This is a genomic window from Priestia megaterium (assembly GCF_041941685.1).
Classification (GTDB): domain Bacteria; phylum Bacillota; class Bacilli; order Bacillales; family Bacillaceae_H; genus Priestia; species Priestia megaterium_C.
In genome coordinates this window covers 2,977,254-3,003,303 of the sequence record NZ_CP130958.1, presented here as the reverse complement: position 1 = coordinate 3,003,303, position 26,050 = coordinate 2,977,254, and the positions used below count along the sequence as shown (strand labels likewise).

Below are 26,050 nucleotides of genomic sequence, written 5' to 3'. Positions count from 1 at the left end.
AAGGCCTTCTAACGATGAAGGCGTAAAAAATGAATGCAATTAAAATTGGAATTGGTGGACCTGTTGGTGCAGGGAAAACAATGTTAGTAGAACGATTAACGCGTGCACTAGAAGGACAGCTAAGCATGGCGGTCGTTACAAACGATATTTATACAAAAGAAGACGCGCAATTTCTAGTAAAAAACAGTATTTTACCGGAAAATCGTATCGTAGGAGTAGAAACAGGAGGATGTCCTCATACGGCTATTCGAGAAGATGCATCTATGAACTTTGCTGCGATCGATGAGTTAGTGGAACGTCACCCCGATGTTGAACTTATTTTTGTAGAAAGCGGAGGAGATAATTTAGCGGCAACGTTTAGCCCAGAGCTCGTTGATTTTTCGATTTATATCATCGACGTAGCACAAGGGGAAAAAATCCCGCGTAAAGGCGGTCAAGGAATGATTAAATCTGATTTATTCATTATCAACAAAACAGATTTAGCCCCGTATGTAGGAGCCAGTTTAGAAGTAATGGAAAAAGATACAATCCAAGCGAGAGGGCACAAGCCTTTTGTTTTCACCAATTTAAAAGAAGATAAAGGGCTCGACCAAGTGATAGAATGGATTAAAAAAGAGGCCTTTTTAACCGGCCTTGAATCATGAGCTACACGGGTTATTTAGAGCTTCGAGCAGAAAGAAACAGTGAGCGAACCGTTATTAAAGATACGTACCATTACGGTGCTTTCAAAGTTGCCAGACCTATTTACATGACTCCTGAATCCCCTTTTGTTTATATGCTTCACGTAGGCGGAGGATACGTGAGCGGAGACAAGTATAAAACCATGATAACGGTAGAGAAAAATGCCCAGCTGACGGCTACTACTCAATCTGCGACAAAGGTGTACAAAACACCGAACGAAGCTGTTTTACAAGAAACGTGTATAACCCTTGAAGAACAAGCCATCATGGAATATATACCAGACCCGCTTATTTTGTATGAAAATGCTGCATTTGTCCAAGAAATAACGGTTCATATGGTACAAAACGCTGCTTTGTTTATGTGTGACAGCATAACTCCGGGATGGTCGCCGGATGGGCAGCTGTTTCAATATACCTCTATGCGTTCCAAGCTTAAACTGTATGTAAACGAGCAGCTGAAGGTATACGATCACTTATACTTGAAGCCAGAAAGCCATTTGCGCGGCATGATGAAAATGGAAGGGTATACTCATTTTGGATCGATTATCATTGTTCATCCAAAAGCCGACGACGCATTTATAGCGAAAGTACATCAGCTGTGCGAAGAGGCAGGCTGTAAAGTAGGAGCTTCCGCACTGCCGATCCCCGGATGTGCTATTCGAATATTAGCTGCTAGTACACAAGAAGTTGAAGACATAATCGCTAAAGTATACGGATTGTTCCGACAGCATTTACTAAAAGCTGAAGTATCACTTTTGCGTAAGTATTAAAGAGGCTGGGACAGAAGTATTGTAGTTGAAGGAAGATCCGAACGAGCTGGATTCTTAATAGAGAATCAAATTCGTTCGGATTTTTTTATTAGTAGGGTGAACGTAGGTTTCCTGTATGTAGTTCCTTCTAGCCGTTGATTAGAGGACAAAGCGACGTCTTGCACAGAAATCAACAGCTGTGGAACAAGCAGTCCAGATCATTTATCCTACTTATTCGTCTTTAGATTGAATTGTTTTCGTTATGTCTCATTCGCTGTTAGAACCACAGGCTAAACAATCCGTCGCTTACACCTAAATTATACATATAATAAAGGCCAAATATAATGCTGACAGCGCCTGTTACCTGCATCAAGCAGCGGTTTAACGTCACTTGTTTTTTAGTTGTAACGAATGGAATCCCAATAACCGTTGTAAATAACAGCATGCCAAGACAAGTGCCGATTCCAAAAATGATAATGTACAGAGCACCCTGCCATACGTGAGTAACGGTGCTCATCGTTAATACAACCATCGCTGCGCTTCCGGCCAGTCCATGAACAAAGCCAATGCCCAATGACTTTAAGTAAGACGTTTTTTCGTGATGCGTATGTACTTGTTTTTTGTAAGACAGAAAAGATGTAAAACCAAGATAAACGAGCATAATGCCCACTAAAAATTCAAGTGACATGCTCATACGTTCAGAAATACTGCTTTTTAACACCATTAAAATCATGCCAAAAATAAACAGCGTAAGCGTATGGCCAATCCCCCAGTATACTCCTGCAAGCGAAGAGCGCCACAGTTTTTTACTTTTTGAAGCAATGGTTGATACAGCGATAATATGATCTGGTTCTAGAGCATGCTTGATTCCTAAAAAAAACCCTAGTATTAAAATTGAAAAAAAACTTGTTTCCATGTCAGCTTTCTCATCCTTTCTTACGTATAAAACTAGTATATCGTACGATTTTGTTTTAATAAACAGAAAATTCTAAACAAAAATGTCTGGTCGAATAGCTAAATATTTATCAATTTACAATAAGTTACAAATATTAAAGGAGATGTAGTATAAAAATTTTACATTTACAAAAACTATGAGTAAATTATTGTGAGGTTGATAACTATGGACAAAATTTCTACTGATATCATGCTGTGGAGTTCTTTTATACGTCAAAATGTTAGGACAGAACGTGACTAGACTAGAAGCTCTTTTATGGAGCATTGCGTTGCCGGGCTTTGGACAATTACTAAACAAAAAACATATAAAAGGAATTTTGTTTATTGTACTTGAATTTCTCATTAATATGGGCGCAAATTTTAATGAAGGCATTCGCTTAAGCTTTTTAGGAGAAACAAGGCAGTCCCTAGAGGTAATGAACATGCAGTGGTTAATGTTTTATCCATGTTTGTATTTTTTTGCAATTTGGGATGCTGTTAAAGAAGCAGAAAACGGCGCATCGAGATTTACATTTATTCCTTTTGTCTCCTGTGCTTATTTTGTTACAGTAGGCATTATGTATTCCTCAGTAACAACCATCAACGGTGTTTTTATAGGACCAATTTGGCTTCCTATGCTGTCTGTTATACCCGGACTTGTTGTCGGACTCATTGTCAAAAAGCTATTAGAAGTGTATATACATAAGAAAAAATAAACGTCATTACAATCTATGCATCCGTAGATTTTAATAGACGTTTATTTTATTTTTGTTTATAAATAAGTAATAAAGTCTCTTATTTAGGGAACGTACTAACAGTGTCTGTTTTTACATAACTTTAAGAGAGCGGGGACTACTCATAAAAAAGAGCACATTGAAAATGGAGAGAATGTGTACAAGCTTATATAATAACACTTTGACAAAAAGAAGCTGGAGAGAAGGTGGATAGAGGATGATCACAATTGGTATTTATCGTTTTTTTCTTATCTGGTACGTATGCGGAGTCGTCTTGCTTTCCTTCGATTTGCTGCCTTCATGGTTAGAATGGGCAAACGCGGTCTTTTTACACTTGAGCAGTCTTCTTGCTCTTATTTATCTAGCTAAAGTTTATGGAGTAAGGCGGGCACTGCTCGTTGCGATATTTGTGACAGGCGCATCTATTTATATCGAAAGTCTAGGTGTTAAGTATGGATTTTTATTTGGATCCTACGATTATGAAAAAGATTTTGGCGCCAAAATTTTAGGTGTTCCTCTGACCATTGGTTCGGCTTGGTTTATGGTTGTGATTACAAGCAGAATACTAGCTCTCGGAATTATGAAGCGTATGGAGCTGCCGTTTATTGTCCATGGAATTGCCTATGCAGTCATTAGTTCGCTTTTTGCTGTTATTATGGATTTGGCTATTGATCCTGTTGCCTATGTTGTTAAACAATATTGGGTGTGGGAAGGGGACAGCTTTTATTATAATATTCCTTTATCAAATTTCTCCGGCTGGTTTTTATTGTCTTTCTTCATTCAGCTGGTCGTATATTTCTTTTTAGCTAAGTCTCCTAAAGAGGAAAATCCGGTGTAGGAAAGAAGAATGGTATTTTTGTATAGTGCAGTTGTCATGATGTTTGTGATTGTAGCGTTAGCAAATGGCCTATGGCTTGTCGTATGGCTGACGATGATTCCTTTTCTTATTCTTTATATTGTGTATAAAAAGGAGACTCGCTTATGATTTACCCGAAGAAAAACTCAATATTTGAGCGATTTTTTCAACTGTTTGTCACATATCAGCTTAAAAAGCAATTTTATCGTATTCATTTACATATAGAAGGGCTCCAAAAAGATAAAAAAATTTTATTAATTGCTAATCATTCCAGCTGGTGGGACGGTTTAGTGACATTTTATTTAAATAACGCGGTATTAAAAACAGATCTATACGCTATGATGTCCGAACAAGGCATGAAGGATTTTCCTTTTTTTCAACGAATCGGGGCTTTTTCAGTAAATGCAGCGTCTCCGAAGCACACGGTGGAATCGTTAAAGTTTGCCAGTAAGCTGTTAGAAGAGAAAAAAGCGGTGCTTATTTTTCCCCAAGGAAAAGAAGAACATCTTGAAAAAAGACCGTTAACTTTTTCTGAAGGACCTGCTTTTCTTCTAAAGAAGCATTCTGACGTTGAAGTTATTCCCATTACGTATTATTATACGTTTCGCCATGATCAGCGACCGGAGCTTTTTATCTGGGTAGGGCATGCTGTTTTTTACGACTCAGCTAAGGCAAGAGAAGAGATAACCAACACGCTAGGCGGTGCAGTCACTGCTCAGCTCGATCATCAAAAACAGAAAATAATTCCAGAAAACGATGAGGAATTTACGGTTTTATTAAAAGGAAAAAAGACGCTTAGTGAATGGTTAACGTGCTGGAAAGCGAAGGTGAAAGAATGATTTACTATATGCTTTTATTTATTTTCATGCTGCTTCTAACCATTGTAAATATTCAAGCAATGCCTAAATTAAAAAGATACGAGCCGAATTCCAAAACACCTCAGCCTCTCATTTCTATTTTGATTCCAATGCGAAATGAAGAACGAAATGTAAAGCGAATCATTTCCTCTATTAAAGGATTAACGTACAGCAATCTAGAATGTGTCATACTAGACGATCAGTCCACAGATCAAACACGAACACAGCTGTTGAAAGAAATTCACGGGGATCCGAGGTTTACCATCATAGAAGGAAAAGCGCTGAGAGAGGGTTGGGTCGGAAAAGTTCATGCCTGTCACCAGCTGTCGCAAGCTGCAAATGGAGACTATTTATTGTTTGTAGATGCCGATGTACAGCTCAAAGAACGTACGCTAGAACATACTTTAGCCACAGCACAAGCGACAAAAGCCGCTCTTTTAACAGGTTTCCCTCGCTTTCCTGTAAAAACGTGGTTAGAAGCATTGGTCGTTCCGCTTCAGCATGTGGTTGTTTTTAGTTATTTACCGGTTGTCTTAGCTAATCGTAACAAGATGAGCAAAGCTTCAGCGGCTCACGGTGCTTTTATATTTATAAAAAAAGAAGCTTACGAGGCCGTAGGAGGACATGAAGCCGTTAAATCTTCACTAGTAGAAGATGTCCACCTAGCCCAGCTTTTTAAGCAAAAGAAACACCGCGTCATTTTAGCTAATATTACCTCTCATGTTAGCTGTTATATGTATGAAACAACAGAAGAAGTATGGAACGGTTTTGCTAAAAACATCTTTGTAGGTCTGGGCCGCTCCGCTAAAGCAGTTTGGGTACTAAGCATTTTTTTTACCTGTTACTATGTGCTGCCGCTTCCTTTTTTTATAGCAGGAATATTCACAGGCAACATGCTTTGGGTTCTTCCTTTTTGCATTATGCTTTTTCAGCGGTTTTTAATTGACCGGTCGGCTCAGCAAAAAGGGCTTTTGTTTTGTACGATGCCGGCGTCGGCAATTGTGCTGATGCTGCTGATGAATCATTCCATGAAGCGTGAACGAAAAAAGCAGGGATATGAATGGAAAGGAAGGCATTATCAATGAAAAAAGTACTAATAGTTGGGGCAGGATTGGGCGGATTAGCTGCAGGAGTTCTTCTTCAAACAAAAGGGTTCGATGTCACAATTGTGGAAAAAAACGAGCATGTAGGCGGAAAAATGATGCCTGTGCAGCTAGGAGAATATTCTTTTGATTTTGGGCCTAATACCATTACAATGCCAGAAGTTTTTCAGTGGTTATTTGAGCAAGCGGGTGAACGTCCAGAAGACTATATGCCCCTTGTCAAACTAACGCATCATACGAATAATTTTTTCACCGACGGCTCGCAATTTTCCATGTCTATAGACGAAAGAAAAATGATTCAGCAGCTTGAACGTCTCGATCCCTTTGCTGCGGAGCAATACCCTGCCTATTTAAAAGAAGTAAAAAGAATATACGACATTGCAAAAAGCCAATTTTTCTACCGGACATTTTCATCGTGGAAAGATTACACAAACCCTTCATTATTAAAAGCATTGCTGCAAGTAAGGCCGTTTGAAACAGTAGATACGTTTCATCAGCGTTTTTTTCGAAACGAAAACATTCGAGATGCATTTAATCGATATGCAACCTATATCGGATCTTCACCTTATACATCACCCGCTACGTTTTCACTGATTGGACACTTGGAAATGAATGATGGGGTGTACTATGTAAAAGGAGGAAATACTAGAATTGCAAAAGGGCTGGGACATGTGTTCCAAAAAGCTGGAGGAAAGCTGTATACAAACTGCAGCGTTACTGAAATAATCGTAAAAAATAAACGGGCTGTCGGAGTGGAAGTAAATGGAGAAGAAAAGATAGACGCGGATATCGTTATTGTGAACGGGGACTTGCTAAAAGCCTATCCGGCACTCGTAAAAGAACAGGATAGACCTCATTTTAAAAACAAAAAAGCAGCTGAATTCGAGCCTTCCATATCAGCTTATGTGATCATGGCAGCTGTTAAGAAACGCTTTTCTCAGCTGATTCATCATCAAGTGTATTTTTCTCAGGATTATAAACAGGAATTTTATGAGCTATTTCAGCAAAAAACGCTTCCAACCGATCCCACCGTCTACATTTGTAATTCTTCATATACCGATAACACGGTAGCTCCGGGTGATAATTTATTTATTTTAGTGAATGCTCCTGCTGTGAAAGAAGAGAATCAAGAAGAAATGAAAGCTTACAGAGAAGTTGTCTATCGCAAGCTTTCTCAGTTTGGTTTAGATATCGAGCCTTGGCTGGTACATGAACGAATTGTTACTCCATATGAAATTGAACAAACGTTTGGTGCATTTAAAGGTGCTTTGTACGGCGTGAGTTCAAACCGGAAAATGGATAGTTTTCTTCGCCCAGGCAACGTCTCAAAAGATGTTAAAAATTTATATTTTGTAGGAGGAACGACTCACCCTGGAGGAGGGTCTCCTATGGTCACGATTAGCGGCATCAATGTAGCTATGCTTATTTCATCTTCCTAATTGATAAATCAGGATTGTCAAAAAGTTTAGTTTTTTGGTACTATAAGAAAGTGCAGAGGCTTTTAACCTACTGTTCTTACGGATGGAAAAAATGAAAAAATATGTTACATAACGAAGTTGAAAAGGTGATTACATAACTATATGATTGTATTTACGTGTCTTATTATTATCATAAGCATTATCCGTCCGTACTTGGAAAGCGTGACTGTTAAGCGAATTGCTTCAGAAGGCAAAAAAATTCGCTACTACAAAGAACAGTTCTTTTTTTATGTGCTAATTTTACTATTTTATATTGCGGTGATGGTATACCATAGGGTTCCAATTTCTATGTTAGGATTACAGGGAGTATATCTCGATACGATTCACCGCACGGCTCCATATCCAGCGTGGATTGAATATTTGCTGCTTTTAATCTTTGCAGGTTTTATCATTCTTTCCATTATGCTTCAATGGATGAAAGATCATGGAGAAACGGTTTTTGTGGAACAGGAAATGCCCACGTCAATTGAGGCAACCGTTCCTAGAACGGAAAGAGAGCAAAAGTGGTGGCTTGCATACAGCGGTATTTCCAGCTTCGTAGAAAGCACCGTCTATTTCCCTAGCTTTTATTTATATAGTCACTATATATTAGCCATTGAAAACACATGGGTGTTGGCCGTCTTAATTGGTATTGGTTATTTCCTATCACAGCTAGCTTTCCAGCGTGATCGTTTAAGTGTCCAAACACTGTTAGTTGGTATCGGGCTAGGCGCTTTATTTATCATGACGAAGTCAGTTGTCATCATGGTCTTGTACTATGGCTTTAGCTTTTTGATTTATGATATTTACCAGCAAGATCGCAATCTAGTAAAAAGCACAGATCATCACTAAGAAACAACACGGCATAAAGCTGTGTTGTTTCTTTTTTTTATAAATTATAAAAAAAGCTTGAAAAGCGCTTTCAATAGTCTTATAATTTAGATAAATCGATTTACTAAACCGGTTTAGTAAGTGGTTAGTTAGTATAATAAGAAAGGTAGGTCGATTTATGAATAGTATCATTATCCCGTTAAATGCATTTGAAACAACAGGCTTTCAGCACACCATGATTGGGAAAATATATGAGCAGCAAGTACACGGAGTAGAAATTCGAAGAGAGTTAATGAAAAAAGTAGATCAAGAGATTGAGCTTATTGCCAAAGAATTAGAAAAATATCCGCTTTTTACAGTATATTCGGCTCCAATTGAACTGTGGAGAGAAAATGGAGAGTTAAACACACAAGAATTAAAAGCTATTCTTGAAGAAGCCGTATCACTTGGCGCTCAGTGGGTAAAAGTTTCTCTTGGTTTTTATCAGCCCCAATCGCCTATAGCAGATTTACAGCAGCTATTAGAAGCATTTCCAGCTTTACGTCTATTTGTAGAAAACGATCAAACCAGTCACGGAGGCAGCATAGCATCTCTGCACGCATTTTTTGATAACGCTTACGAAGTTCCTGTTTCCATGACGTTTGATATTGGTAATTGGCTTTATGTACATGAACAACCCCAGGAAGCAATCAAAAAGCTAAGGTCATTTGTGGGCTATATTCATATTAAACACGTAATAAAAAACGGCGGAGAGCTAGTGACAACCGCTATATCAAACGATTCAAATGAAGTGTGGAAAGATATTTTGAAAGGGTTTTCTCATTCGATTTTTAAAGCTTTAGAGTTTCCAATCGATGAACCGGAACAAATCCCCGGCTTCATTTCATTGGTGCAAGCAGCAGAACAGGAGGAAGTTCAATGAATTCATTAGAAGTTATTACCTTCGGAGAAGCAATGGCGATGTTCATGGCAGAACAACCAGGACCGCTGCATGAGATTAAGCATTATACGAAAGAACTGGCCGGAGCAGAAACAAATGTAGCAATTGGTCTCGCTCGTCTCGGTCTGCGCGCAGGCTGGGTGAGCAAAGTCGGCAACGATCCTTTCGGTACGTTTATTATGAAACGGCTACAAGAGGAGTCAGTCAACACCGATTGTGTACTAGTAGATAGCGAGCATGCAACAGGCTTTCAAATTAAATCAAAAGTGGAAGTGGGAGATCCGGAAGTTTGTTACTTCCGAAAAAATTCAGCAGCCAGTCACTTGGACCCCGGCGATTTTAATCAAAACTATTTTTTAGCGGCAAAACATATGCATATGACAGGCATACCGCTTGCTGTGTCAGCAAGTATGCGCGATTTTGCTCTACATGCACTTACATCGATGAAAGCAGCTGGAAGAACAGTTTCCTTTGATCCAAACCTTAGACCCACTCTTTGGGCATCGAAAGAAGAAATGGTTATTACAATCAATGAAGCTGCTAAACAAGCAAACTACGTTCTGCCGGGTATTGAAGAAGGAAAAATCTTAACCGGCTACGAAAATCCAGAAGACATTGCTTCTTACTATTTAGATGCAGGCGTAGAGCTTGTCGTTATTAAACTAGGTGAACAAGGAGCCTTTTTTAAGACGGCTAAAGAGCAAGGAATGGTTGAAGGAATAAAAGTGAAACAAATAGTGGATACAGTCGGAGCAGGAGACGGTTTTGCAGTAGGACTGTTAAGCGGACTTCTTCAAAATGATTCTCTTACTCAGTCTGTAAGGAGAGCAAATGCTATTGGGTCATTAGCTGTACAAAGCCCTGGAGATAACGACGGATATCCAACTGAACAGCAGTTGCAAAGATATATGGAATCCCAAAAACAAGGAGTGAAGTGATAATGAAACAGCAGCTAGCAAAAAAAAGATGGCTTCGATTAATTCCTATCGTATTTATTACGTATAGCCTTGCATATTTAGACCGTGCAAACTATGGTTTTGGAGCAGCGGCAGGGCTGGCAGAAGATCTTCATATTACGCCAGGTATTTCGTCTTTATTAGGATCGCTCTTTTTCTTAGGTTATTTCTTTTTCCAAATTCCAGGCGCTCACTATGCTGAAAATAAAAGCGCCAAAAAGCTGGTTTTTTGGTCTCTGATTTTATGGGGAGCACTTGCTACAGCTACGGGTATGGTAAGCCACGTCGGATTTTTGTTTGTTATTCGGTTTGCTTTAGGAGTGGTCGAAAGTGCCGTTATGCCTGCTATGCTCGTGTTTTTAAGCCACTGGTTTACAAAAGCAGAACGTTCTAGAGCCAACACGTTTTTAATTTTAGGAAACCCGGCAACCGTTCTTTGGATGTCTATTGTTTCTGGGTATTTGCTAGAATCGTTTGGCTGGAGATGGATGTTTATTTTAGAAGGTTTTCCAGCTGTTATTTGGGCATTTTTATGGTGGAAACTAGTAAACGACGAGCCAAAAGATGCAGGCTGGCTGTCGAAAAAAGAAAAAGCAGATTTACACGATGCGCTGCAAAAAGAACAAGAAGGAATCAAACCTGTTAAAGGCTATAAAGAAGCTTTCAAAAATCGTACTGTCATTTTATTAAGCATTCAATATGCTTTATGGAGTATCGGCGTCTACGGATTTGTTATGTGGCTGCCGTCTATTATTAAAGCAGCGCCTAACATGAGTATAGTGAAGACAGGGTGGTTAGCTTCCGTTCCTTACGTATTAGCAGTTGTATTAATGTTAACGGTTTCATATCTGTCAGATAAGTTTTTAAAACGCAGCGCATTTGTATGGCCGTTCTTATTAGTAGGAGCACTTGCTTTTTATGGATCTTATTTAGTTGGCACAAGCAATTTCTGGCTTTCTTTTACCTTACTCGTTATCGCCGGAGGAACGATGTACGCTCCGTACGGACCGTTCTTTGCGATTATTCCTGAAATTTTACCGCGTAATGTTGCCGGTGGAGCGATGGCTTTAATTAATAGTATGGGCGCACTTGGTTCATTTGCCGGTTCTTATATTGTAGGATTTTTAAATGGATCAACAGGAGGATTTGGCGCTTCATATATCTTTATGGCTGGATCATTATTCCTTGCGGCAGTTTTAACCATTGTCGCAACGAAAAAGCCAAGAGAAGTTCAAAGTGTGAAGCCAGTCGAAACAACGGCTTAATGTAACGATAGAAAAGGAGAATTGAGATGCATATTGAGAAAATTACAAGTAGCGGTATTGTAGCGGTCATTCGAGGAGCAAGTGCTGAGCGAATTATTCCGCTTGCCTACGCGTTAAAAGAAGGCGGAGTAACAAACCTAGAAATTACAATGGAAAACCCTGCTGCTGTAGAGGTTATTAAAGAATTAAAAAATGAATTTGACGATTCGATGTTTATTGGAGCAGGAACTGTTCTAGACGAAGAAACAGCACGAATTGCTATTATGGCAGGAGCGTCATTTATTTTTTCTCCTACGGTTAATGAACGAACAATTAAAACGGCTAAAAGATACGGAGTCATTAGCGTTCCAGGCGCTTTTACACCCACTGAAATTTTAACAGCCTATGAATGCGGTGCAGATATGATTAAAGTCTTCCCGGCAAGCGTAGTGGGCCCCGCTTATTTTAAAAATATAGCAGGACCGCTTCCTCATATTCCATTAATGCCAACGGGCGGCGTTACGGCTGAAAATGCAGGAGCTTATATTAAAGCTGGAGCAGCTGCTATTGGGGCAGGAAGCACATTAGTGGATGGAAAGCAGCTTCCAACTCCTGAATACTTACTTCAAGTAACAAAGGAAGCGAAGCGTTTTACTCATGAAATTCAAGAAGCTAGGCTTGCGTACGCTTAATAAATAAAGCCTTCTGCTAGCAAGAAGGCTTTTCCTTTTTCGTTTTTTTCGTTTACACTAGGAGTAGCATAATTTTAGGGATTGAATGAAAAGGACGGATTATGATGCAAAAAGTTACTATGCTGGACGTTGCAAAAGCAGCAAATGTCTCCAAAAGCACCGTATCACAATACATTAACAAGCGGTATGAATATATGGGCGAAGAAACACGAAAGAAAATTAAAGAAGCGATTGATACACTCGGCTATCAGCCCAACTATCTAGCAAGGAGCTTAAAACAAAAGCGAACGTCAATGATTGGGATTATTGTCGCGAATATTATGCACAGATTTTCTACTGAAGTCATCCGTGCAATTGAAGACTATTGCCATTCACAAGATATACATGCCATCATCTGTAACGCAGATGATGACCCTGATAAAGAAAAGAAATATATTAATATGTTAAAAGCAAAGCAAGTAGATGGCCTTATTTTATTTCCAACGGGAGCCAATACTTCTCTTTATGAGCAGATGATCAAAGAAGAATATCCGGTTGTTATTATGGATCGTAAAATTCATGATGTAAAAGGAAAAATTCCATCCGTAGTGGCGAATAACCAAGAAGCCACAAAACAGGCTATTTTGCATCTGCTCGATCTTGGACATAAGCATATAGCGATTATTACAGAACCATTAACTATTACACCCCGGATTGAACGTGTAGAAGGGTACAAAGAAGCGTTAACATCAGCCAATATGCCTGTAAATGAATCCATGATTATCAACTGCAAAAAAGCGGACATGCAAAAAGCGCTTGAGAAGCTATTTGCAGCCGATAATCCGCCGACAGCGCTGCTTGCTGGAAACGATTTAGTATTCATTGAAGTGCAGAAATTTATTAAACAACACGGATTTAATATCCCAAATGATTTATCTTTAATTGTTTATGATAATATTCCTTACGCAGATGTAGCAACGCCTGCCGTTACGACGATTTCGCAGCCCGCTTTTGATATGGGAACAAAAGCAGCAGATTTACTTATTAAACAAATTTTGAAAGAAAAGATAGCTTATGAAGAGTACCAGTATGAGTGTGAATTAATTATTCGTGAAACAACTTTGTCGCATTAAGCTAAAAAGAGCGCCTATGGCGTGCTCTTTTTAGCTCATCAAAATATTGGTTTTTTTACGCTGTTACTAAACCGGTTTAGTGGAAAGTGAGGAGAAAAAATATGAAGATACAATTAGCATTAGATCGTGTCACAATTGAAGAAGCTATTACCCTTGCCAAGCTGGCAGAACCCTCTGTTGATTGGATTGAAGTAGGTACATCTCTTATAAAAGAATACGGAATTGAAAGCATTTATAAAATTAAACAGGCATTTCCGGATAAGACAATTGTAGCAGATATCAAAACGATCGATAACGCAGAGTATGAGTTTACAATGTGCTATCAAGCAGGAGCAGATGTAGCAACGGTCATGGGTGTATCACCTTCACCAACGATAGAGACCTGTGCAAATGTCAGCGAAAAGTGGAATAAAAAAATGATGGTTGATTTATTAAACACGTCAAGTGACTTGCAAAAGCAAGTAGGTATTTATGAAAATGCTATTTTTTGCCATCACATCAGCAAAGATGAACAAGAAAAAGAAGGAAAATCACTCAGTCAAATAAATTTGCGACAATATTTTCATCCAGATGCCCAAATGGCCGTAGCAGGAGGAATTAATCCGGCTTCAGCACCATCATTACTTCAAATGAAGGCGGACGTCGCGATTATTGGATCAGCGATTACAAAAAGTGCGGATGTGGCAAAGGCATCTGCTGAATTTCAAAACTTATTTATGAGCAGGGGGAACGTATAATGACAAAAACACAAACGATTTTAGACGAAATTACGGCCGTAATGAATCACATAAAAGAACCGCAAATAGAAGAAGTAGCGTTTTCACTTTACCAAGCGAAACGAGTTTTTGTTATAGGCGAAGGCCGCTCTGGGTTAATGGGCAAATCATTTGCGATGAGACTGATGCATTTAGGTGCGACAGTATATGTTGTAGGGGAGACCATTACTCCTTCGATTGCAGCAGGTGACGTGTTGGTGGCCGTATCTGGTTCAGGAAAAACACAGCAAGTGGTGAGTGTAGCTAAAAAAGCCAAAGAAGTAGAATGTTCAGTTATCGGCATTTCAGCTAGTACAGAATCACCATTAACTGCTCATACTGATGAGCTGCTACACCTTCCTGCTGCAACCAAATATCGAAGCGAAAATGAAGCAGCTTCCATTCAGCCACTTGGCTCGTTATTCGATCAATGTGCTCACGTTGTATTTGATACCATTTGTTTAGAATACGGGAATTTGAATCACACGGATCATGAACAGGCGTTTAAGCAGCATAGCAATTTAGAATAAGAGGAAAGAGGCTAGAACAAAAGTAGGTTATTTAAAAGAAAATCCGAACGATGAATCGAGATTCTTGATAAAGAATCACATTCGTTCGGATTTTTTCATTGGTATTGGTGAGCGTAGGTTTCATGTGTGTAGTTGCTTCTAGCTGTTGATTGAATCGATATAGTTATGTCTCACTCTCTTTTGATACAGGCAAGTCTAAGTCTAAACGTTTACTTCGCTTTTGTTTATTGCGAATATATTCCTTCTCTTCAAAGTAAATGACAGCATTTTTATGCTGAAATTGCTATAATATACAAGCCGGTACATATACTAAGGCGACTGAAAATAAAGGAGTTTTGATTAATGACAAAAATAAAATTAATTTCACATAACGATTTAGACGGGGTAAGTCCAGCACTATTGGGTCGGTTAGCGTTTGGCGATGGCAACTTTGATTACAGCACGGTAAGCATTGGCCGCATCAATGACACAGTGACGCATTTTATTGAAGAAGAAAACGATGGAGACACAGCTTTATACATAACGGATATTAGCGTAAATGAGGAAGTAGCGGAAAAATTAAATGAACTGGTAAAAAAAGGCCAGCAAATCACTCTTATTGACCATCATATCTCTGCTCTTCCACTAGCTGAGAAATACGATTGGGTTCATGTTATTGCAGAAGATGAAAACGGTAAAAAGACGGCAGCTACATCTCTTTTCTACGACTACTTAGTGCGCCACAACATGCTTCAAAAAACGGCGTTGCTTGATGAGTACGTAGAACTTGTGCGCTTATTTGATACGTGGGACTGGTTCCATGAAAATAACTTGAAAGCAAAGCGCCTTAATCACCTATATTATCTAATTCCACATGAAGAATTTAAAGAAACCATTCTAGAAACACTTCGTGAATCGTATCATACTGAAAATCAAGAATTTACGTTTACGGACAAACACGAAATTTTACTAGAAGCAGAAGAAAAAAAGATTGAAAAATACATTTATGACAAACAAAAACAAATCATAAAAGAAAGGGTTGAAATTGATAAAACAGCGTACAACGCAGGAATTGTATTTGCAGATACATATCAGTCTGAGCTAGGAAATGCACTGTGTCTAGAAAACGAAGATATCGACTTTTCCGTTATGGTGGACATGGGACGCCAAAAGATTGGCTTCCGTGCAGTAAAAGACGAAATCAACTTAGCAGAAATTGTTGGGCACCTTGGAGGAGGAGGTCACCCAAAAGCTTCTGGATGCAAGTTAACGGCTGAAACATTTGCTCTTTTCGTCACGGATCACTTGTTTAAAGACGAAGAAAAAAGTGAATAAAGCGTATAAGGAGGAGATGATATGTCGTTTAAAGATTTAGTTGTTGTTGTTACCGGAGCTGCGAACGGAATAGGTAAAGATGTATCCCGCGCATACGCGAAACAAGGAGCAAAAGTGGTATTGGCAGATGTGGACGAAACCGAAGGAGAGGGTCACGCAGAAGCTATTCAAAGACAAGGCGGAGAAGCCATTTTTGTGAAAACAGACGTCCGAAAAGAAGGCGACATTTTAAATCTCGTTGAAAAAACGGTCAGTACGTATGGAACGATACATATTTTGATTAATAATGCAGGCGTTTCCCGCTGGAAATCACCGTATGAGCTAACCATTGATGAATGGGATGACATTATCAATACGAACCTGCGCAGTGTGTTTCTATGCTCTCGCGAAGCAGCTAAGGTGATGAGAAAAAACGAAAGCGGAGGCTCCATTGTAAACTTAGCTTCTACGAGAGCTACAATGTCTGAACCTCACACAGAAGCCTATGCGGCTACAAAAGGAGGAATCGTTGCTTTAACTCATGCACTTGCCATTTCACTTGGTGATGACAACATCACAGTAAATGCTATTTCTCCAGGATGGATTGAGACATCTGACTACGATGGCCTTCGTGAAATCGATCATACGCAGCATCCGTCTAATCGGGTGGGAACGCCAGCCGATATCTCAAGAGCGTGTACGTACTTAACAAACGTTGAAAATGATTTTGTAACAGGAGCTAACCTCGTAGTAGACGGGGGAATGACGCGAAAGATGATTTATGAACATTAAGCATCTACGAAAAAAGACTGAGACAAAAGTATTTTAGACGAAGTGAAAAAATGAACCATTGATCAAAATTTTTGATTAGCGGTTCGTTTTTTTATTACGGTGAACGTAGGTTTCACCTGTTTCGTTCCTTCTAGCAGTTGATTGAAGGGCACGACGAAGACTCCTGCGGAAAAAGCGGTTCAGCTCATATATCCCATTTGTTCATTTTAGATTGGATTCATTTCGTTATGTCTCAACCTCTTTTGATGATCAACAAAAAAATAATAATTTTTCTGTTGACAGATAATAATGATCATTGTAAAGTAAGTTACATAAAGTAATTAAATTTCAATTAATATTTTTTTAGTTTAATATCTCGAATTAGAGATATAAGAATTCATTATATCTTGTTTATCTCCTTTTATCAGGGGGAAGGGTATAAACATGCAATTTAAGCTTAAAAAAACAAACAATTAGGAGTGTGGAAAATGGGTTTTTTAGATAAATTATTTGATAAATCAAGTGATCAACAACAGGTTGGAAAAGATTTTTATGAAGCAATTAAAAACCGACGTTCTATTTATGCAATTGATAAAAATGTAAAAATATCAGAAGAAAAAATTGAAGAAATTATTAACTTTGCGGTGAAACATACTCCTTCAGCATTTAATTCCCAAAGCGCACGCGTAGTCGTTTTATTTGGCGAACAGCATGATAAAGTATGGGATATTACGAGAGAAACACTTCGTAAAATTGTTCCAGCTGAAAATTTTTCAGATACGGATCAAAAAATGAACTTATTTGGAAGCGGCTATGGAACAGTTCTTTTCTTTGAAAATCAAGAAGTAGTTGAAGGGCTGCAAAAGCAGTTCGCATCTTACAGCGAAAATTTCCCGGTTTGGTCTAACCAATCATCAGGCATGCTGCAGCATGTGATTTGGACAGCGCTTGAGCTCGAAGGCCTAGGAGCAACATTACAGCATTACAATCCATTGATTGACGATGAAGTAAAAGCAGCTTGGAATATTCCAAGCTCATGGAAATTAATTGCCCAAATGCCATTTGGTAATCCTGTGTCACCTGCGGGAGAAAAAGAATTTCAACCGCTAACTGAACGTGTAAAAGTATTTAAATAAGCAAAAAAAAGAGGTACGGACAAAATTATTTTAGTTGAAGCAAAATCCGAACGATGAATCGTTCGGATTTTTTCATTGGTATGGCAAGCGTAGGTGTTGCGTATGTAGCTGCTTCTAGCGGTTGATTTCGTTATGTCTCAGACCTTTTTTTCAGTAAATAGTTTGAATATTCTTTTATGTTTAACCTAAGAAAAATGCGGTTAAATAGGAGGAGTAGTCCTCAAATCTTCTGTGGAATTTATGCGCTATACATAAGCAATTCAACGATGTTTTACAAAAAAATAAAGTTTTTAACTTGGTTTTTTAGAGAATATTTGTTAACATATCCACTTGTGAGGTCTTAGTAAGAGGAGGATGATGTAAAGAATCCCATATCGGACGCAAGGGCGTAGATATGTGGAGTGGGAATTTTAAAGGAGGATTTTATGTCTGATCAAGGAAATCAAGGAAAATTTAAAAAATCAATATCGTTACTTGACCTAACGTTAATTGGGATGGGAGCTATCTTTGGTTCCGCCTGGTTATTTGCGGTTAGTAACGTAGCGTCAAAGGCTGGTCCAGCCGGAAGTTTTTCATGGCTGATTGGCGGAGTCATTATTTTACTTATCGGTTTAGTATATGCTGAACTTGGAGCAGCGCTGCCGCGTACCGGTGGAATTATCCGTTATCCGGTTTACTCACATGGTCATTTAGTGGGTTACTTAATTTCATTCATTACCATTATTGCTTACACAAGTTTGATTGCCATCGAGGTAACGGCTGTACGTCAGTATGTTGCGTTTTGGCTTCCTGGTCTAACTAAACATGGTTCTGAATCGCCTACTACAATCGGCTGGTTATTTCAGTTCGCGTTATTAACGCTATTTTTTATCATTAACTACGTAAGTGTAAAAGCATTTGCTAAGTCAAATGTCATTATATCTGTGTTCAAATATGCGGTTCCTCTTACAATTATCGTCGTGTTAGCTTATCACTTTAAATCAGCTAACTTTACAACTGGCGATTTTACTCCGTTTGGTTTTAATGGTATTCAAGCAGCCATTTCAACAGGTGGCGTTATGTTTGCTTACCTAGGACTTCACCCTATTGTTTCTGTAGCCAGTGAAGTTAAAAACCCGCAGCGTAATATTCCAATCGCGCTCATTATCTGTATTGTACTTTCAGCGATTATTTACACAGCACTGCAAGTATTGTTCATTGGTAACATCCCGGCTGATATGCTATCAGGAGGATGGGGAACAATTCAAGAGCAATTCTCTTTACCATTTAAAGATATTGCACTTATTTTAGGCCTTGGCTGGTTAGTAACGCTTGTTATTTTTGATGCTATTTTATCACCAGGCGGTAACGGGAACATCTTCATGAATACAACTTCTCGTTTAGTTTATGCTTGGTCTCGTAATGGAACACTGTTTAAACGTTTCTCAAAAGTAGATAAGAAAACAGGAATTCCGCGTGCGTCACTATGGCTATCATTTGGAATGTCCGTATTCTGGACACTGCCATTTCCTTCTTGGGAAGCGCTAGTAAACGTATGTTCAGTGGCACTTATTCTGTCTTATGCGATTGCGCCAATTTCTGCTGCTGCATTCAGAGTAAATGCAAAAGACCTTAAAAAACCTTTTAAATTGAAAGGTATGAGCGTTATTGCTCCTGTTTCATTTATTTTCTGTTCATACATCGTGTATTGGTCAGGGTGGACGACAATTTCTTGGCTTCTAGGATCACAGCTTCTAATGGTTGTTATCTACGTAGCGTTTAAGAAATACGTACCAACTGACGTCGTAAAATTTGCACAGCAGCTTAAATCTGCTTGGTGGCTAGTTGCTTATTATATTATTATGCTTGTTATCTCTTATCTAGGTTCATTTGGTGGAGGACAAGGTGTGTTAAGCAACCCGCTTGACTTAATTTTAATTGCTCTTGTTTCACTTGGTATTTTCTACTGGGCGAAATATACAGGTTTACCAAAAGCAGTTATCGATACAGATGATTAATAAAAAACACGGCATGAATTCATGCCGTGTTTTTCGTTTGTATAGGCGTATACTCTATTTATTTATCAAACAGCCATGTTTTTAATATAGCAGCATACTCACGAAAGTAGGCTTGAAGTTTAATTGAATTTGGTGTCTTTGCACCTAAGGGATAAACGTCAAAGCCTTGACGTTTGGCAATAATAGAGGCGCGAAATAAATGAAAATCACTGCTAACAAGCACGACTTTTTTGTGTTGAATATCAACTTTCTGTTTAGTAAAAGTAAAATTCTCAAAAGTAGAAGTTGACTGATCTTCTTTTATAATTCGATTCTTTTTAATTCCTTCTTTCCGCAGAAAACGATAGGCTGCCTCTGCTTCAGAAATTTCTTCATCGGATCCTTTTCCGCCCGTTACGATAACTTTTGTTTGTTGATGTGCTTGTAAATAAGATAAAGCCGTCTTTACTCGTTCTTTTAAACTAGGAGACATTTGATCACCATCTACTTTAGAACCTAAAACGAGCACATAATCTGTGTTTTGTGGAACAGGCTTGTGAGCAGTTTGATACATACAAAAAGATATAATTGCTATATAAAGAACAAGAGAACCAATAAAGGTATAAATCATTTTTTTCTTCAACTGTGAGCACCTTCCTAGCTATTTCATAAGATGTTTGGAAAATAATTGTTATTATAGCATACGAGACCCAAATAAGTATAAACACAGTAATATATAATAATAGAAGAAAATCGTTATTGTGAATGGTTATAAAATTCGTTACAATAAAGAATAAATGATTTTAAAAGTGCCTCTAAGGAGGATAATAGGGAAATCGGTGTAAATCCGGTGCAGCCCCCGCTACTGTAAATGTGGATGAACCTGCAAAGACCCACTAGTCAAACTAGGAAGGGTGCAGAAGTAAAACGAAGCATGAGCCAGGAGACCTGCTTTTAAAAACCCCTTATTTTTCGGTGGGAGAAATAAGTCAAGACAATGTGTTAATGAGCGCATGACCAAACCTTGACTTTTACAGTTAAGGTTTTTTTATGTGGTAGGGAGTGGAAAAAGTGAAAAAAGGAAAACCGCTTATGATTCAAGGAACGCACTCAGACGCTGGAAAAAGCATGATTGCTACAGCATTTTGCCGTATTTTTAAAGAAGATGGCTATCAAACTGCACCGTTTAAATCGCAAAATATGGCGCTTAATTCATACATTACAATGGATGGAAAAGAAATTGGCAGAGCGCAAGGAATTCAAGCAGAAGCGGCTGGAGTAGAAGCAACAACCAATATGAATCCTATTTTAATTAAACCAACTCGTGATCATGAATCTCAAATTGTTGTTCACGGAAAACCGCTACGTAATATGTTTGCTTTTCAGTATCGGCAAGAATTTTTTAATGAAGGTTTGAACGTTATCACGGAAGCTTATAAAGAGCTTGCCAATCATTATGATCGAATTGTGATTGAAGGTGCTGGAAGTCCTGCTGAAGTCAATTTGAACGATCGGGAACTCGTAAATATGCGCGTTGCAAAAATAGCAGAAGCGCCTGTTGTGTTAGTAGGAGATATTGATAAAGGAGGAGTTTTCGCGAGCCTAGTGGGTACTCTTCAATTGCTTCCAGATGAACACAAGTCTAGAGTTATCGGGGTGTTAATTAATAAATTCCGAGGAGATTTAGAACTTTTAAAACCAGGGTTGAAGTGGTTTGAAGAATACACGGGTGTTCCGGTTCTAGGAGTTATTCCTTATATGAACAACGTGGAAATTGACGCGGAAGATTCGTTATCACTTAGAAATTACTCAACGCTTGTGAATCCGTTAAAAGAAATTGATATTGCGGTTATCTCATACCCGCGCATCTCAAATTTTACAGACATCGATCCTTTAAGCTTAGAAGAAGACTGTCACGTGAGACTTGTGACCAAGCCGTCACAATTAGGGTCCCCTGATTTAATTGTTTTACCAGGAAGTAAAAATACGATTGAAGATGCGCAGTTTTTACAAGAAAGCGGCCTGGCTCTAGCCATTAATCAAGTTTTGAACACAACGAACGTTCACGTCATTGGCATCTGCGGAGGGTATCAAATGCTAGGGGAGACAATCACAGACCCTGATGCAGTAGAATCTCGGATTGAATCCATTAAAGGGCTGGGCTTGCTTCCAGTGGAAACCGTTATGACAACCAGCAAAAAAACAGAAAGAGTTTCTGGGTATGTCCAGCTAGAAAGTGAAAGAGTTTCGATTGAAGGCTACGAAATTCATATGGGAAAGACGATTTCTAAGAGCACCACGGAAGCTTTTGCAGTGGTAGAGCATGAAAAAGAAGGAACAGTTAAAGACAACGTTATTGGCACGTATGTTCATGATGTGTTTCATAACGATGCTTTGCGCAGAGCTTTGCTTAATCAAATTCGTAAACATAAAAAATTGCCGCCTATTACGGACACATTCAACACTCGCCTGCAAAAAGAGGAGTCTTTTTCAAAAGCAGCAGCATATGTGAGAGAAGCTGTAGATATGGAAAAGCTGTATCATTTAATAGACAACTATAAAAGCCCGGAGCAAACACAAAAAGTATAGCTTGTAGAGGCTTTCGCTTGTTTTTTTACCGAGAACTTTAGTACGCTATTCTACGTTGCCTAGTTCAACAGTCTAGCACTCGTAACAAATAAAAGATGATTGTTTCCAACTTAATGCATGGTGGAAACATGGTTTATGGACAGGAAAATGAATGGTTAATGTAAAACATCACGCCTCGTTTCCTAGAGGAGCTGAAAGTATTGATTTTTAAACGTATCTTTTTTAACAAAACATCTATTCTATACATAGTGAGTTTATTTATTGTATGTACTTCGGTTATCATGGGCGTATTTATTGGTACGGTTTCGTTAACCGTAGGAGATACAATCAAAATCATTATTGGCCACCTTACCGGACTATCCTTATATCATGGTCCGGAAAATATGGATTTAATCATTTGGCAAATTCGGTTCCCAAGAGTACTGGTGGCATTTTTAGTAGGAGCTTCGCTTTCGATAGCAGGGGCTGCTTTTCAAGGACTACTACGAAATTCTCTTGCCGATCCTTACACGATCGGAGTTTCCTCAGGTGCAACCCTTGGCTCTGTTATGGCAATTTATTTTCATTGGAGTATTTTTGGTTTGTCTATCTTCACGCTGCCTGTAGTCGGCATTGTATCTGGTTTTATTACTCTTCTTTTAGTTTTTGGTATTACGAAACTCGCAAGCGGCAATTTGGCCAATGAAACCATCATCTTAGCGGGGATTATTTTATCATCCTTTATGAGCGCGCTTATTTCATTAATTGTGGCTCTTTCTCCCGAGGAAGATGTAAGGCAGGTTTTATATTGGCTAATGGGAAGCGTATCAATGAGAGGATGGTCTCATATTCAAATTTTAGGGCCGTTCTTTTTGATCGGTACAATTATGCTGCTGTTACATGTAAAAGAGCTGAACGGCTTAGCATTTGGCGATCAATCCGCTCAGTTTATGGGAATAGACGTAAAGAAGAAAAAAAGAATGATTTTAATAGGTGCATCCGTATTAACAGGGGCTGCGGTATCAGTATCTGGGGCAATTGGATTTGTTGGCTTAGTTATTCCCCACGTAGTGCGTCTCGTAGCGGGAGCTAATCATAAGCATGTACTGCCGCTTTCTATTTTAATTGGAGGAAGTTATTTGGTTTTAGCAGATTTATTGGCACGAACGATATTAGAACCTCGTGAACTGCCGATTGGAGTCGTAACCGCCTTAATTGGTTCGCCGATTTTCACCCTGCTCCTTGTAAAAGAACGTATGCGGAAGAGAGGAATATCATGATTGAACTATATAATGTGACAGGAGGATACGATAAGCAGCAGCCGACCGTTCGTGACATCACGTTCACCGTAGACAAAGGTTCTTTTGTTGCTTTACTAGGACCAAATGGAAGCGGGAAAACAACGCTTATTCGCTTAATTATGAATGTATTAACCATTCAATCAGGAGAAGTGAAGGTAGAAGGAAAGTCAGTGAAGGCTTATTCACCAAAACAACTGGCGCAAAAAGTTGCAGTCATGACGCAAGAAAATCAAATTGGATTAGAATTTACGGTTCAAGAAATTGTTTCACTTGGACGTTATCCTTATCAGGCAAAAGGTTTGTTTAGCACCGTATCAGCACAGGATGAAGAAGTAGTGGAAAGCGTGATGAAATTAACAAACGTCTGGCACTATAGAAATCATACTTTTCAATCGCTAAGCGGTGGAGAAAAACAGCGGGTTTTACTCGCTAAAGCACTAGCGCAAGAACCTGACTACTTACTTCTTGATGAACCAACGAATCACTTAGATGTAAAACATACAATGGAACTGCTTCAGCTGTTAAAAACTTTACAGCAGGAAATGAGCTTAACGGTTTTGGCCATTTTGCATGATCTCAACATCGCCTCGCTGTTTGCAGATAATGCCGTGTTATTGAAAGATGGAAGAGTAGAAGAAACGGGGATGGATGCCATTTTTCAGGATGCAGCTACGTTAAAAAGAGTATATGGCGTTGATTTGCATGTATTTCACCATCCCTCTGTGAACAAGCGACAAATTGCTTTTGTGCCGCCGTATCAATATCCAGAGACGGACTTTCATGAGTTGTATCAGTTACAAAAGGAACCGGGCAAGCTATGTTTATCCTTTGTTCGTCCTTTGAGAACTCTTTCCCTTGGTTCAAATGAAACAGGTCTAGACTGGTGTCAAGAAATTGTTCAACAGCAAAGCAGTGCTAACGCGGCGTGGAAATCTGCGTCTTTATCTAGTCATGAAGTTCGCTTAAAAGACGATAAAGGTTACTCGTGGCTGGCTGTGCTGACACATGGACAAAAAGAAAACGAAGTAAATATTGTTCTACTAACAAATGCGCCGCTTTCGGACGCGAACTTACTTCATGCTGCGATGAAGGTAATTGAGTACCGGGCTTTCTTAGGAAAAACAGGACGTATTGTTGTAGCATCATCTCATCATAAAGAAGAAAATCAAGAAGAAATTTCAGAGTTCTTGATGGAACGCCTCCAAAAAGAATTACAACTATTTATGGAAACAAAAATGACCGACAATTGCTTTAAATAAGCAGTAGCGGTCATTTTTTATTCTGCGGAGTGATCAGGCTTTTCTGTTTCACCTCCTGAACTCATCGTTGTCTCAGTTGTATGTTCATCAATCTTTTTTTCTTTTAGCTTAACAGAAAACAAGTCTTTGACTTCTTCATCCACTTGATCAGAGTCAGCGCTGTAAGTGGTGCCGATGTTTAAGTGACCGGTCAAATCTTTAATGCCTAGCTGGCCGAAATTATTACTAAGATCAATTTTGTCTAACAATACTTTTTCGACCATGATTTTTTCAACAACAATGGACTGCTTTGGCTGAGTTACTTCATCAATCTTTTTGTCAAGAGTTTTCACCATCTCATATAAGGCTGTATTGGACGATTCTTCCTTTAACGCAGAGAGCTGATTTTGAATAGCTTCGAAATTAGGAGCTGACTGCATAGCCGAGAGTAAATGAGCTGTTTGCTCGTGCAGTTGAGACAGTGATTGAATAAGGTGAGCTGATTCATTTAATTGCTGATGAAGCTCTTCTATTTTAGGGATCGCGTCGGTTAAACGCGTCACTTGATCAATAATTCCCTGCAGGTTCAGCGCTGAATCTGACGAAAGAGCAGGTTTTGTGAATTCAGCTTCAACAGAGGTCTTAGGCTCCATTTGGCTAGGCAACTTCTTTGGCTGTTGAGGGGGTTTTTTTAGATTAGACTGTTTTTTAGCTTTTATCTTTTCGGGTAATTCTTTCCGCTTTTGATTAGAACGTTGGTCTATGGGACTTGCTTTTTTTTGAGTTGGAAGGGAAGACGGATTTATTTTACGGACTGTTTCAATTTTAGGCGATTGTTTAAACCACTTAGAAAACATGAAATTCCCTGCCTTTCATGCTACGTATAGTTCTGCACAATAAATTACAAATCAAATTTCACGTGCAAAAGACCATCTTTAAATGATGCGTGACACGGCGCTTCCCCTACAGCGGGCGGAAGGATGATTGATCGTTGAAACGTTCCTTCACGTCTTTCTTTGTGAAGAACATTTGCATCCTTCACGGTTAGAAGAGATGAACCGGATATGTGTAAAGTATTTTCGTGCATGGTCAATTCGACATCTGTTCGTTTAGCACCGGGTATTTCAATTACAACTAACAGCTGATTTGCCCATTCATATACATCAATTAAAGGATAATCTCGATACTCATTTACAATTTGAGGAGAAGCATCTGCTTCCGTATCATTCTTTTCTTCATGATCATCATCAAAAATCTTTTCCCAAAATTTCGTATGGTTTTCTTCTTGTAACGTTTCTGCCCACTTTTTAAATTTTCCGTGATTCATATTTGTCACCT

Annotated in this window: 27 protein-coding genes and 1 riboswitch; of the genes, 23 read left to right on the top strand and 4 right to left on the bottom strand. The window is 38.8% G+C overall.

Going from position 1 to position 26,050, the window contains the following annotated elements:
- Positions 1 to 29: 29 nt before the first annotated feature.
- Positions 30 to 644: an urease accessory protein UreG gene (gene ureG / locus Q5794_RS15565; protein WP_214986849.1), complete on the top strand. Its 615-nt coding sequence runs from the start codon at positions 30 to 32 to the stop codon at positions 642 to 644.
- Positions 641 to 1,450, top strand: coding sequence for an urease accessory protein UreD (locus Q5794_RS15560; RefSeq protein ID WP_192994022.1), 810 nt, complete (start codon positions 641 to 643; stop codon positions 1,448 to 1,450). The genes ureG and Q5794_RS15560 overlap by 4 nt, the downstream gene beginning before the upstream one ends.
- Before the next feature lie 256 nt (positions 1,451 to 1,706).
- Here Q5794_RS15560 and Q5794_RS15555 read toward each other — a convergent pair whose 3' ends face one another.
- On the bottom strand, positions 1,707 to 2,345 hold the full coding sequence (locus tag Q5794_RS15555; RefSeq protein WP_028409110.1) for an urease accessory protein UreH: 639 nt from the start codon (positions 2,343 to 2,345) through the stop codon (positions 1,707 to 1,709).
- Positions 2,346 to 2,616: 271 nt separating this feature from the next.
- Between Q5794_RS15555 and Q5794_RS15550 the strand changes: the two genes are divergently transcribed.
- From Q5794_RS15550 to Q5794_RS15465, 18 genes are all read left to right on the top strand, one after another.
- The gene (locus Q5794_RS15550; protein WP_013057650.1) at positions 2,617 to 3,078 is read left to right on the top strand and encodes a hypothetical protein; all 462 of its coding nucleotides are present in this window, start codon (positions 2,617 to 2,619) and stop codon (positions 3,076 to 3,078) included.
- A gap of 235 nt (positions 3,079 to 3,313) precedes the next feature.
- On the top strand, positions 3,314 to 3,934 hold the full coding sequence (locus Q5794_RS15545; RefSeq protein WP_251034058.1) for a carotenoid biosynthesis protein: 621 nt from the start codon (positions 3,314 to 3,316) through the stop codon (positions 3,932 to 3,934).
- 9 nt (positions 3,935 to 3,943) lie between these two features.
- Positions 3,944 to 4,081, top strand: coding sequence for a hypothetical protein (locus tag Q5794_RS15540; RefSeq protein WP_251034057.1), 138 nt, complete (start codon positions 3,944 to 3,946; stop codon positions 4,079 to 4,081).
- A complete protein-coding gene (locus Q5794_RS15535) occupies positions 4,078 to 4,791 on the top strand; it encodes a lysophospholipid acyltransferase family protein (RefSeq protein ID WP_214986848.1) in 714 nt (237 codons plus the stop codon). Before Q5794_RS15540 ends, Q5794_RS15535 begins: the two co-directional genes overlap by 4 nt.
- A complete protein-coding gene (locus tag Q5794_RS15530; RefSeq protein ID WP_251034056.1) occupies positions 4,755 to 5,894 on the top strand; it encodes a glycosyltransferase family 2 protein in 1,140 nt (379 codons plus the stop codon). The genes Q5794_RS15535 and Q5794_RS15530 overlap by 37 nt, the downstream gene beginning before the upstream one ends.
- Positions 5,891 to 7,351, top strand: coding sequence for an NAD(P)/FAD-dependent oxidoreductase (locus Q5794_RS15525; RefSeq protein WP_214986847.1), 1,461 nt, complete (start codon positions 5,891 to 5,893; stop codon positions 7,349 to 7,351). The genes Q5794_RS15530 and Q5794_RS15525 overlap by 4 nt, the downstream gene beginning before the upstream one ends.
- Positions 7,352 to 7,492: 141 nt before the next feature.
- Positions 7,493 to 8,221 (top strand): hypothetical protein, encoded by a 729-nt coding sequence (locus tag Q5794_RS15520; RefSeq protein WP_192994012.1) that lies wholly within the window; start codon positions 7,493 to 7,495, stop codon positions 8,219 to 8,221.
- A 157-nt stretch (positions 8,222 to 8,378) separates the two neighbouring features.
- Positions 8,379 to 9,122 (top strand): sugar phosphate isomerase/epimerase, encoded by a 744-nt coding sequence (locus Q5794_RS15515; protein WP_214986846.1) that lies wholly within the window; start codon positions 8,379 to 8,381, stop codon positions 9,120 to 9,122.
- Positions 9,119 to 10,078, top strand: a complete 960-nt coding sequence (locus Q5794_RS15510) for a sugar kinase (protein WP_192994008.1) — start codon at positions 9,119 to 9,121, stop codon at positions 10,076 to 10,078. The genes Q5794_RS15515 and Q5794_RS15510 overlap by 4 nt, the downstream gene beginning before the upstream one ends.
- 2 nt (positions 10,079 to 10,080) lie before the next feature.
- Positions 10,081 to 11,361 carry an MFS transporter gene (locus Q5794_RS15505; protein ID WP_025751233.1) on the top strand — a complete coding sequence of 427 codons (1,281 nt, stop codon included), beginning with the start codon at positions 10,081 to 10,083 and terminating at the stop codon, positions 11,359 to 11,361.
- A gap of 26 nt (positions 11,362 to 11,387) precedes the next feature.
- Positions 11,388 to 12,032, top strand: coding sequence for a bifunctional 4-hydroxy-2-oxoglutarate aldolase/2-dehydro-3-deoxy-phosphogluconate aldolase (locus Q5794_RS15500; RefSeq protein WP_057235406.1), 645 nt, complete (start codon positions 11,388 to 11,390; stop codon positions 12,030 to 12,032).
- Positions 12,033 to 12,133: 101 nt separating this feature from the next.
- Positions 12,134 to 13,144, top strand: coding sequence for a LacI family DNA-binding transcriptional regulator (locus Q5794_RS15495; protein WP_192994006.1), 1,011 nt, complete (start codon positions 12,134 to 12,136; stop codon positions 13,142 to 13,144).
- A gap of 101 nt (positions 13,145 to 13,245) precedes the next feature.
- Positions 13,246 to 13,881 (top strand): 3-hexulose-6-phosphate synthase, encoded by a 636-nt coding sequence (gene hxlA, locus Q5794_RS15490; RefSeq protein ID WP_214986845.1) that lies wholly within the window; start codon positions 13,246 to 13,248, stop codon positions 13,879 to 13,881.
- Positions 13,881 to 14,429 carry a 6-phospho-3-hexuloisomerase gene (gene hxlB / locus Q5794_RS15485; protein WP_374988140.1) on the top strand — a complete coding sequence of 183 codons (549 nt, stop codon included), beginning with the start codon at positions 13,881 to 13,883 and terminating at the stop codon, positions 14,427 to 14,429. Before hxlA ends, hxlB begins: the two co-directional genes overlap by 1 nt.
- A gap of 342 nt (positions 14,430 to 14,771) precedes the next feature.
- Positions 14,772 to 15,743, top strand: a complete 972-nt coding sequence (locus tag Q5794_RS15480; RefSeq protein WP_057235414.1) for a DHH family phosphoesterase — start codon at positions 14,772 to 14,774, stop codon at positions 15,741 to 15,743.
- A 21-nt stretch (positions 15,744 to 15,764) separates the two neighbouring features.
- The gene (locus tag Q5794_RS15475; RefSeq protein WP_214986843.1) at positions 15,765 to 16,514 is read left to right on the top strand and encodes an SDR family oxidoreductase; all 750 of its coding nucleotides are present in this window, start codon (positions 15,765 to 15,767) and stop codon (positions 16,512 to 16,514) included.
- A 467-nt stretch (positions 16,515 to 16,981) separates the two neighbouring features.
- Positions 16,982 to 17,629 carry a nitroreductase family protein gene (locus tag Q5794_RS15470; protein ID WP_057235419.1) on the top strand — a complete coding sequence of 216 codons (648 nt, stop codon included), beginning with the start codon at positions 16,982 to 16,984 and terminating at the stop codon, positions 17,627 to 17,629.
- 425 nt (positions 17,630 to 18,054) lie between these two features.
- Entirely contained in the window at positions 18,055 to 19,626 is a 1,572-nt protein-coding gene (locus Q5794_RS15465; protein ID WP_057235420.1) for an APC family permease, read from the top strand.
- 58 nt (positions 19,627 to 19,684) lie between these two features.
- On the opposite strand, the gene Q5794_RS15460 is transcribed toward Q5794_RS15465, so the two are convergent.
- Complete coding sequence (locus Q5794_RS15460; RefSeq protein ID WP_057235423.1) at positions 19,685 to 20,248, bottom strand: YdcF family protein; 564 nt, start codon at positions 20,246 to 20,248, stop codon at positions 19,685 to 19,687.
- Between the two features lie 147 nt (positions 20,249 to 20,395).
- Positions 20,396 to 20,576, top strand: a riboswitch (cobalamin riboswitch).
- 91 nt (positions 20,577 to 20,667) lie between these two features.
- On the opposite strand from Q5794_RS15460, the gene Q5794_RS15455 reads away from it, so the two are divergent.
- The 3 genes from Q5794_RS15455 (at position 20,668) to Q5794_RS15445 (ending at position 24,733) form a co-directional block, all read left to right on the top strand.
- Positions 20,668 to 22,194, top strand: a complete 1,527-nt coding sequence (locus Q5794_RS15455) for a cobyric acid synthase (protein WP_328246441.1) — start codon at positions 20,668 to 20,670, stop codon at positions 22,192 to 22,194.
- A 200-nt stretch (positions 22,195 to 22,394) separates the two neighbouring features.
- Positions 22,395 to 23,453 carry an iron ABC transporter permease gene (locus Q5794_RS15450; RefSeq protein WP_214986841.1) on the top strand — a complete coding sequence of 353 codons (1,059 nt, stop codon included), beginning with the start codon at positions 22,395 to 22,397 and terminating at the stop codon, positions 23,451 to 23,453.
- Positions 23,450 to 24,733 carry an ABC transporter ATP-binding protein gene (locus tag Q5794_RS15445; protein ID WP_328246442.1) on the top strand — a complete coding sequence of 428 codons (1,284 nt, stop codon included), beginning with the start codon at positions 23,450 to 23,452 and terminating at the stop codon, positions 24,731 to 24,733. Before Q5794_RS15450 ends, Q5794_RS15445 begins: the two co-directional genes overlap by 4 nt.
- A gap of 17 nt (positions 24,734 to 24,750) precedes the next feature.
- Here the strand turns inward: Q5794_RS15445 and Q5794_RS15440 are convergent, their stop codons facing one another.
- Positions 24,751 to 25,569, bottom strand: coding sequence for a hypothetical protein (locus tag Q5794_RS15440; protein WP_214986839.1), 819 nt, complete (start codon positions 25,567 to 25,569; stop codon positions 24,751 to 24,753).
- 44 nt (positions 25,570 to 25,613) lie between these two features.
- A complete protein-coding gene (locus tag Q5794_RS15435) occupies positions 25,614 to 26,039 on the bottom strand; it encodes an Hsp20/alpha crystallin family protein (RefSeq protein WP_025751247.1) in 426 nt (141 codons plus the stop codon).
- Between the last annotated feature and the right edge of the window lie 11 nt (positions 26,040 to 26,050).

Excerpts from the sequence above, each read along its gene's own strand:
- ureG (WP_214986849.1), top strand. The coding sequence starts at position 30 with ATGAATGCAATTAAAATTGGAATTGGTGGACCTGTTGGTGCAGGGAAA.
- Q5794_RS15560 (WP_192994022.1), top strand. The coding sequence starts at position 641 with ATGAGCTACACGGGTTATTTAGAGCTTCGAGCAGAAAGAAACAGTGAG.
- Q5794_RS15555 (WP_028409110.1), bottom strand. The coding sequence starts at position 2,345 with ATGGAAACAAGTTTTTTTTCAATTTTAATACTAGGGTTTTTTTTAGGA.
- Q5794_RS15545 (WP_251034058.1), top strand. The coding sequence starts at position 3,314 with ATGATCACAATTGGTATTTATCGTTTTTTTCTTATCTGGTACGTATGC.
- Q5794_RS15540 (WP_251034057.1), top strand. The coding sequence starts at position 3,944 with ATGGTATTTTTGTATAGTGCAGTTGTCATGATGTTTGTGATTGTAGCG.
- Q5794_RS15535 (WP_214986848.1), top strand. The coding sequence starts at position 4,078 with ATGATTTACCCGAAGAAAAACTCAATATTTGAGCGATTTTTTCAACTG.
- Q5794_RS15530 (WP_251034056.1), top strand. The coding sequence starts at position 4,755 with ATGGTTAACGTGCTGGAAAGCGAAGGTGAAAGAATGATTTACTATATG.
- Q5794_RS15525 (WP_214986847.1), top strand. The coding sequence starts at position 5,891 with ATGAAAAAAGTACTAATAGTTGGGGCAGGATTGGGCGGATTAGCTGCA.
- Q5794_RS15520 (WP_192994012.1), top strand. The coding sequence starts at position 7,493 with ATGATTGTATTTACGTGTCTTATTATTATCATAAGCATTATCCGTCCG.
- Q5794_RS15515 (WP_214986846.1), top strand. The coding sequence starts at position 8,379 with ATGAATAGTATCATTATCCCGTTAAATGCATTTGAAACAACAGGCTTT.
- Q5794_RS15510 (WP_192994008.1), top strand. The coding sequence starts at position 9,119 with ATGAATTCATTAGAAGTTATTACCTTCGGAGAAGCAATGGCGATGTTC.
- Q5794_RS15505 (WP_025751233.1), top strand. The coding sequence starts at position 10,081 with ATGAAACAGCAGCTAGCAAAAAAAAGATGGCTTCGATTAATTCCTATC.
- Q5794_RS15500 (WP_057235406.1), top strand. The coding sequence starts at position 11,388 with ATGCATATTGAGAAAATTACAAGTAGCGGTATTGTAGCGGTCATTCGA.
- Q5794_RS15495 (WP_192994006.1), top strand. The coding sequence starts at position 12,134 with ATGATGCAAAAAGTTACTATGCTGGACGTTGCAAAAGCAGCAAATGTC.
- hxlA (WP_214986845.1), top strand. The coding sequence starts at position 13,246 with ATGAAGATACAATTAGCATTAGATCGTGTCACAATTGAAGAAGCTATT.
- hxlB (WP_374988140.1), top strand. The coding sequence starts at position 13,881 with ATGACAAAAACACAAACGATTTTAGACGAAATTACGGCCGTAATGAAT.
- Q5794_RS15480 (WP_057235414.1), top strand. The coding sequence starts at position 14,772 with ATGACAAAAATAAAATTAATTTCACATAACGATTTAGACGGGGTAAGT.
- Q5794_RS15475 (WP_214986843.1), top strand. The coding sequence starts at position 15,765 with ATGTCGTTTAAAGATTTAGTTGTTGTTGTTACCGGAGCTGCGAACGGA.
- Q5794_RS15470 (WP_057235419.1), top strand. The coding sequence starts at position 16,982 with ATGGGTTTTTTAGATAAATTATTTGATAAATCAAGTGATCAACAACAG.
- Q5794_RS15465 (WP_057235420.1), top strand. The coding sequence starts at position 18,055 with ATGTCTGATCAAGGAAATCAAGGAAAATTTAAAAAATCAATATCGTTA.
- Q5794_RS15445 (WP_328246442.1), top strand. The coding sequence starts at position 23,450 with ATGATTGAACTATATAATGTGACAGGAGGATACGATAAGCAGCAGCCG.
- Q5794_RS15440 (WP_214986839.1), bottom strand. The coding sequence starts at position 25,569 with ATGTTTTCTAAGTGGTTTAAACAATCGCCTAAAATTGAAACAGTCCGT.
- Q5794_RS15435 (WP_025751247.1), bottom strand. The coding sequence starts at position 26,039 with ATGAATCACGGAAAATTTAAAAAGTGGGCAGAAACGTTACAAGAAGAA.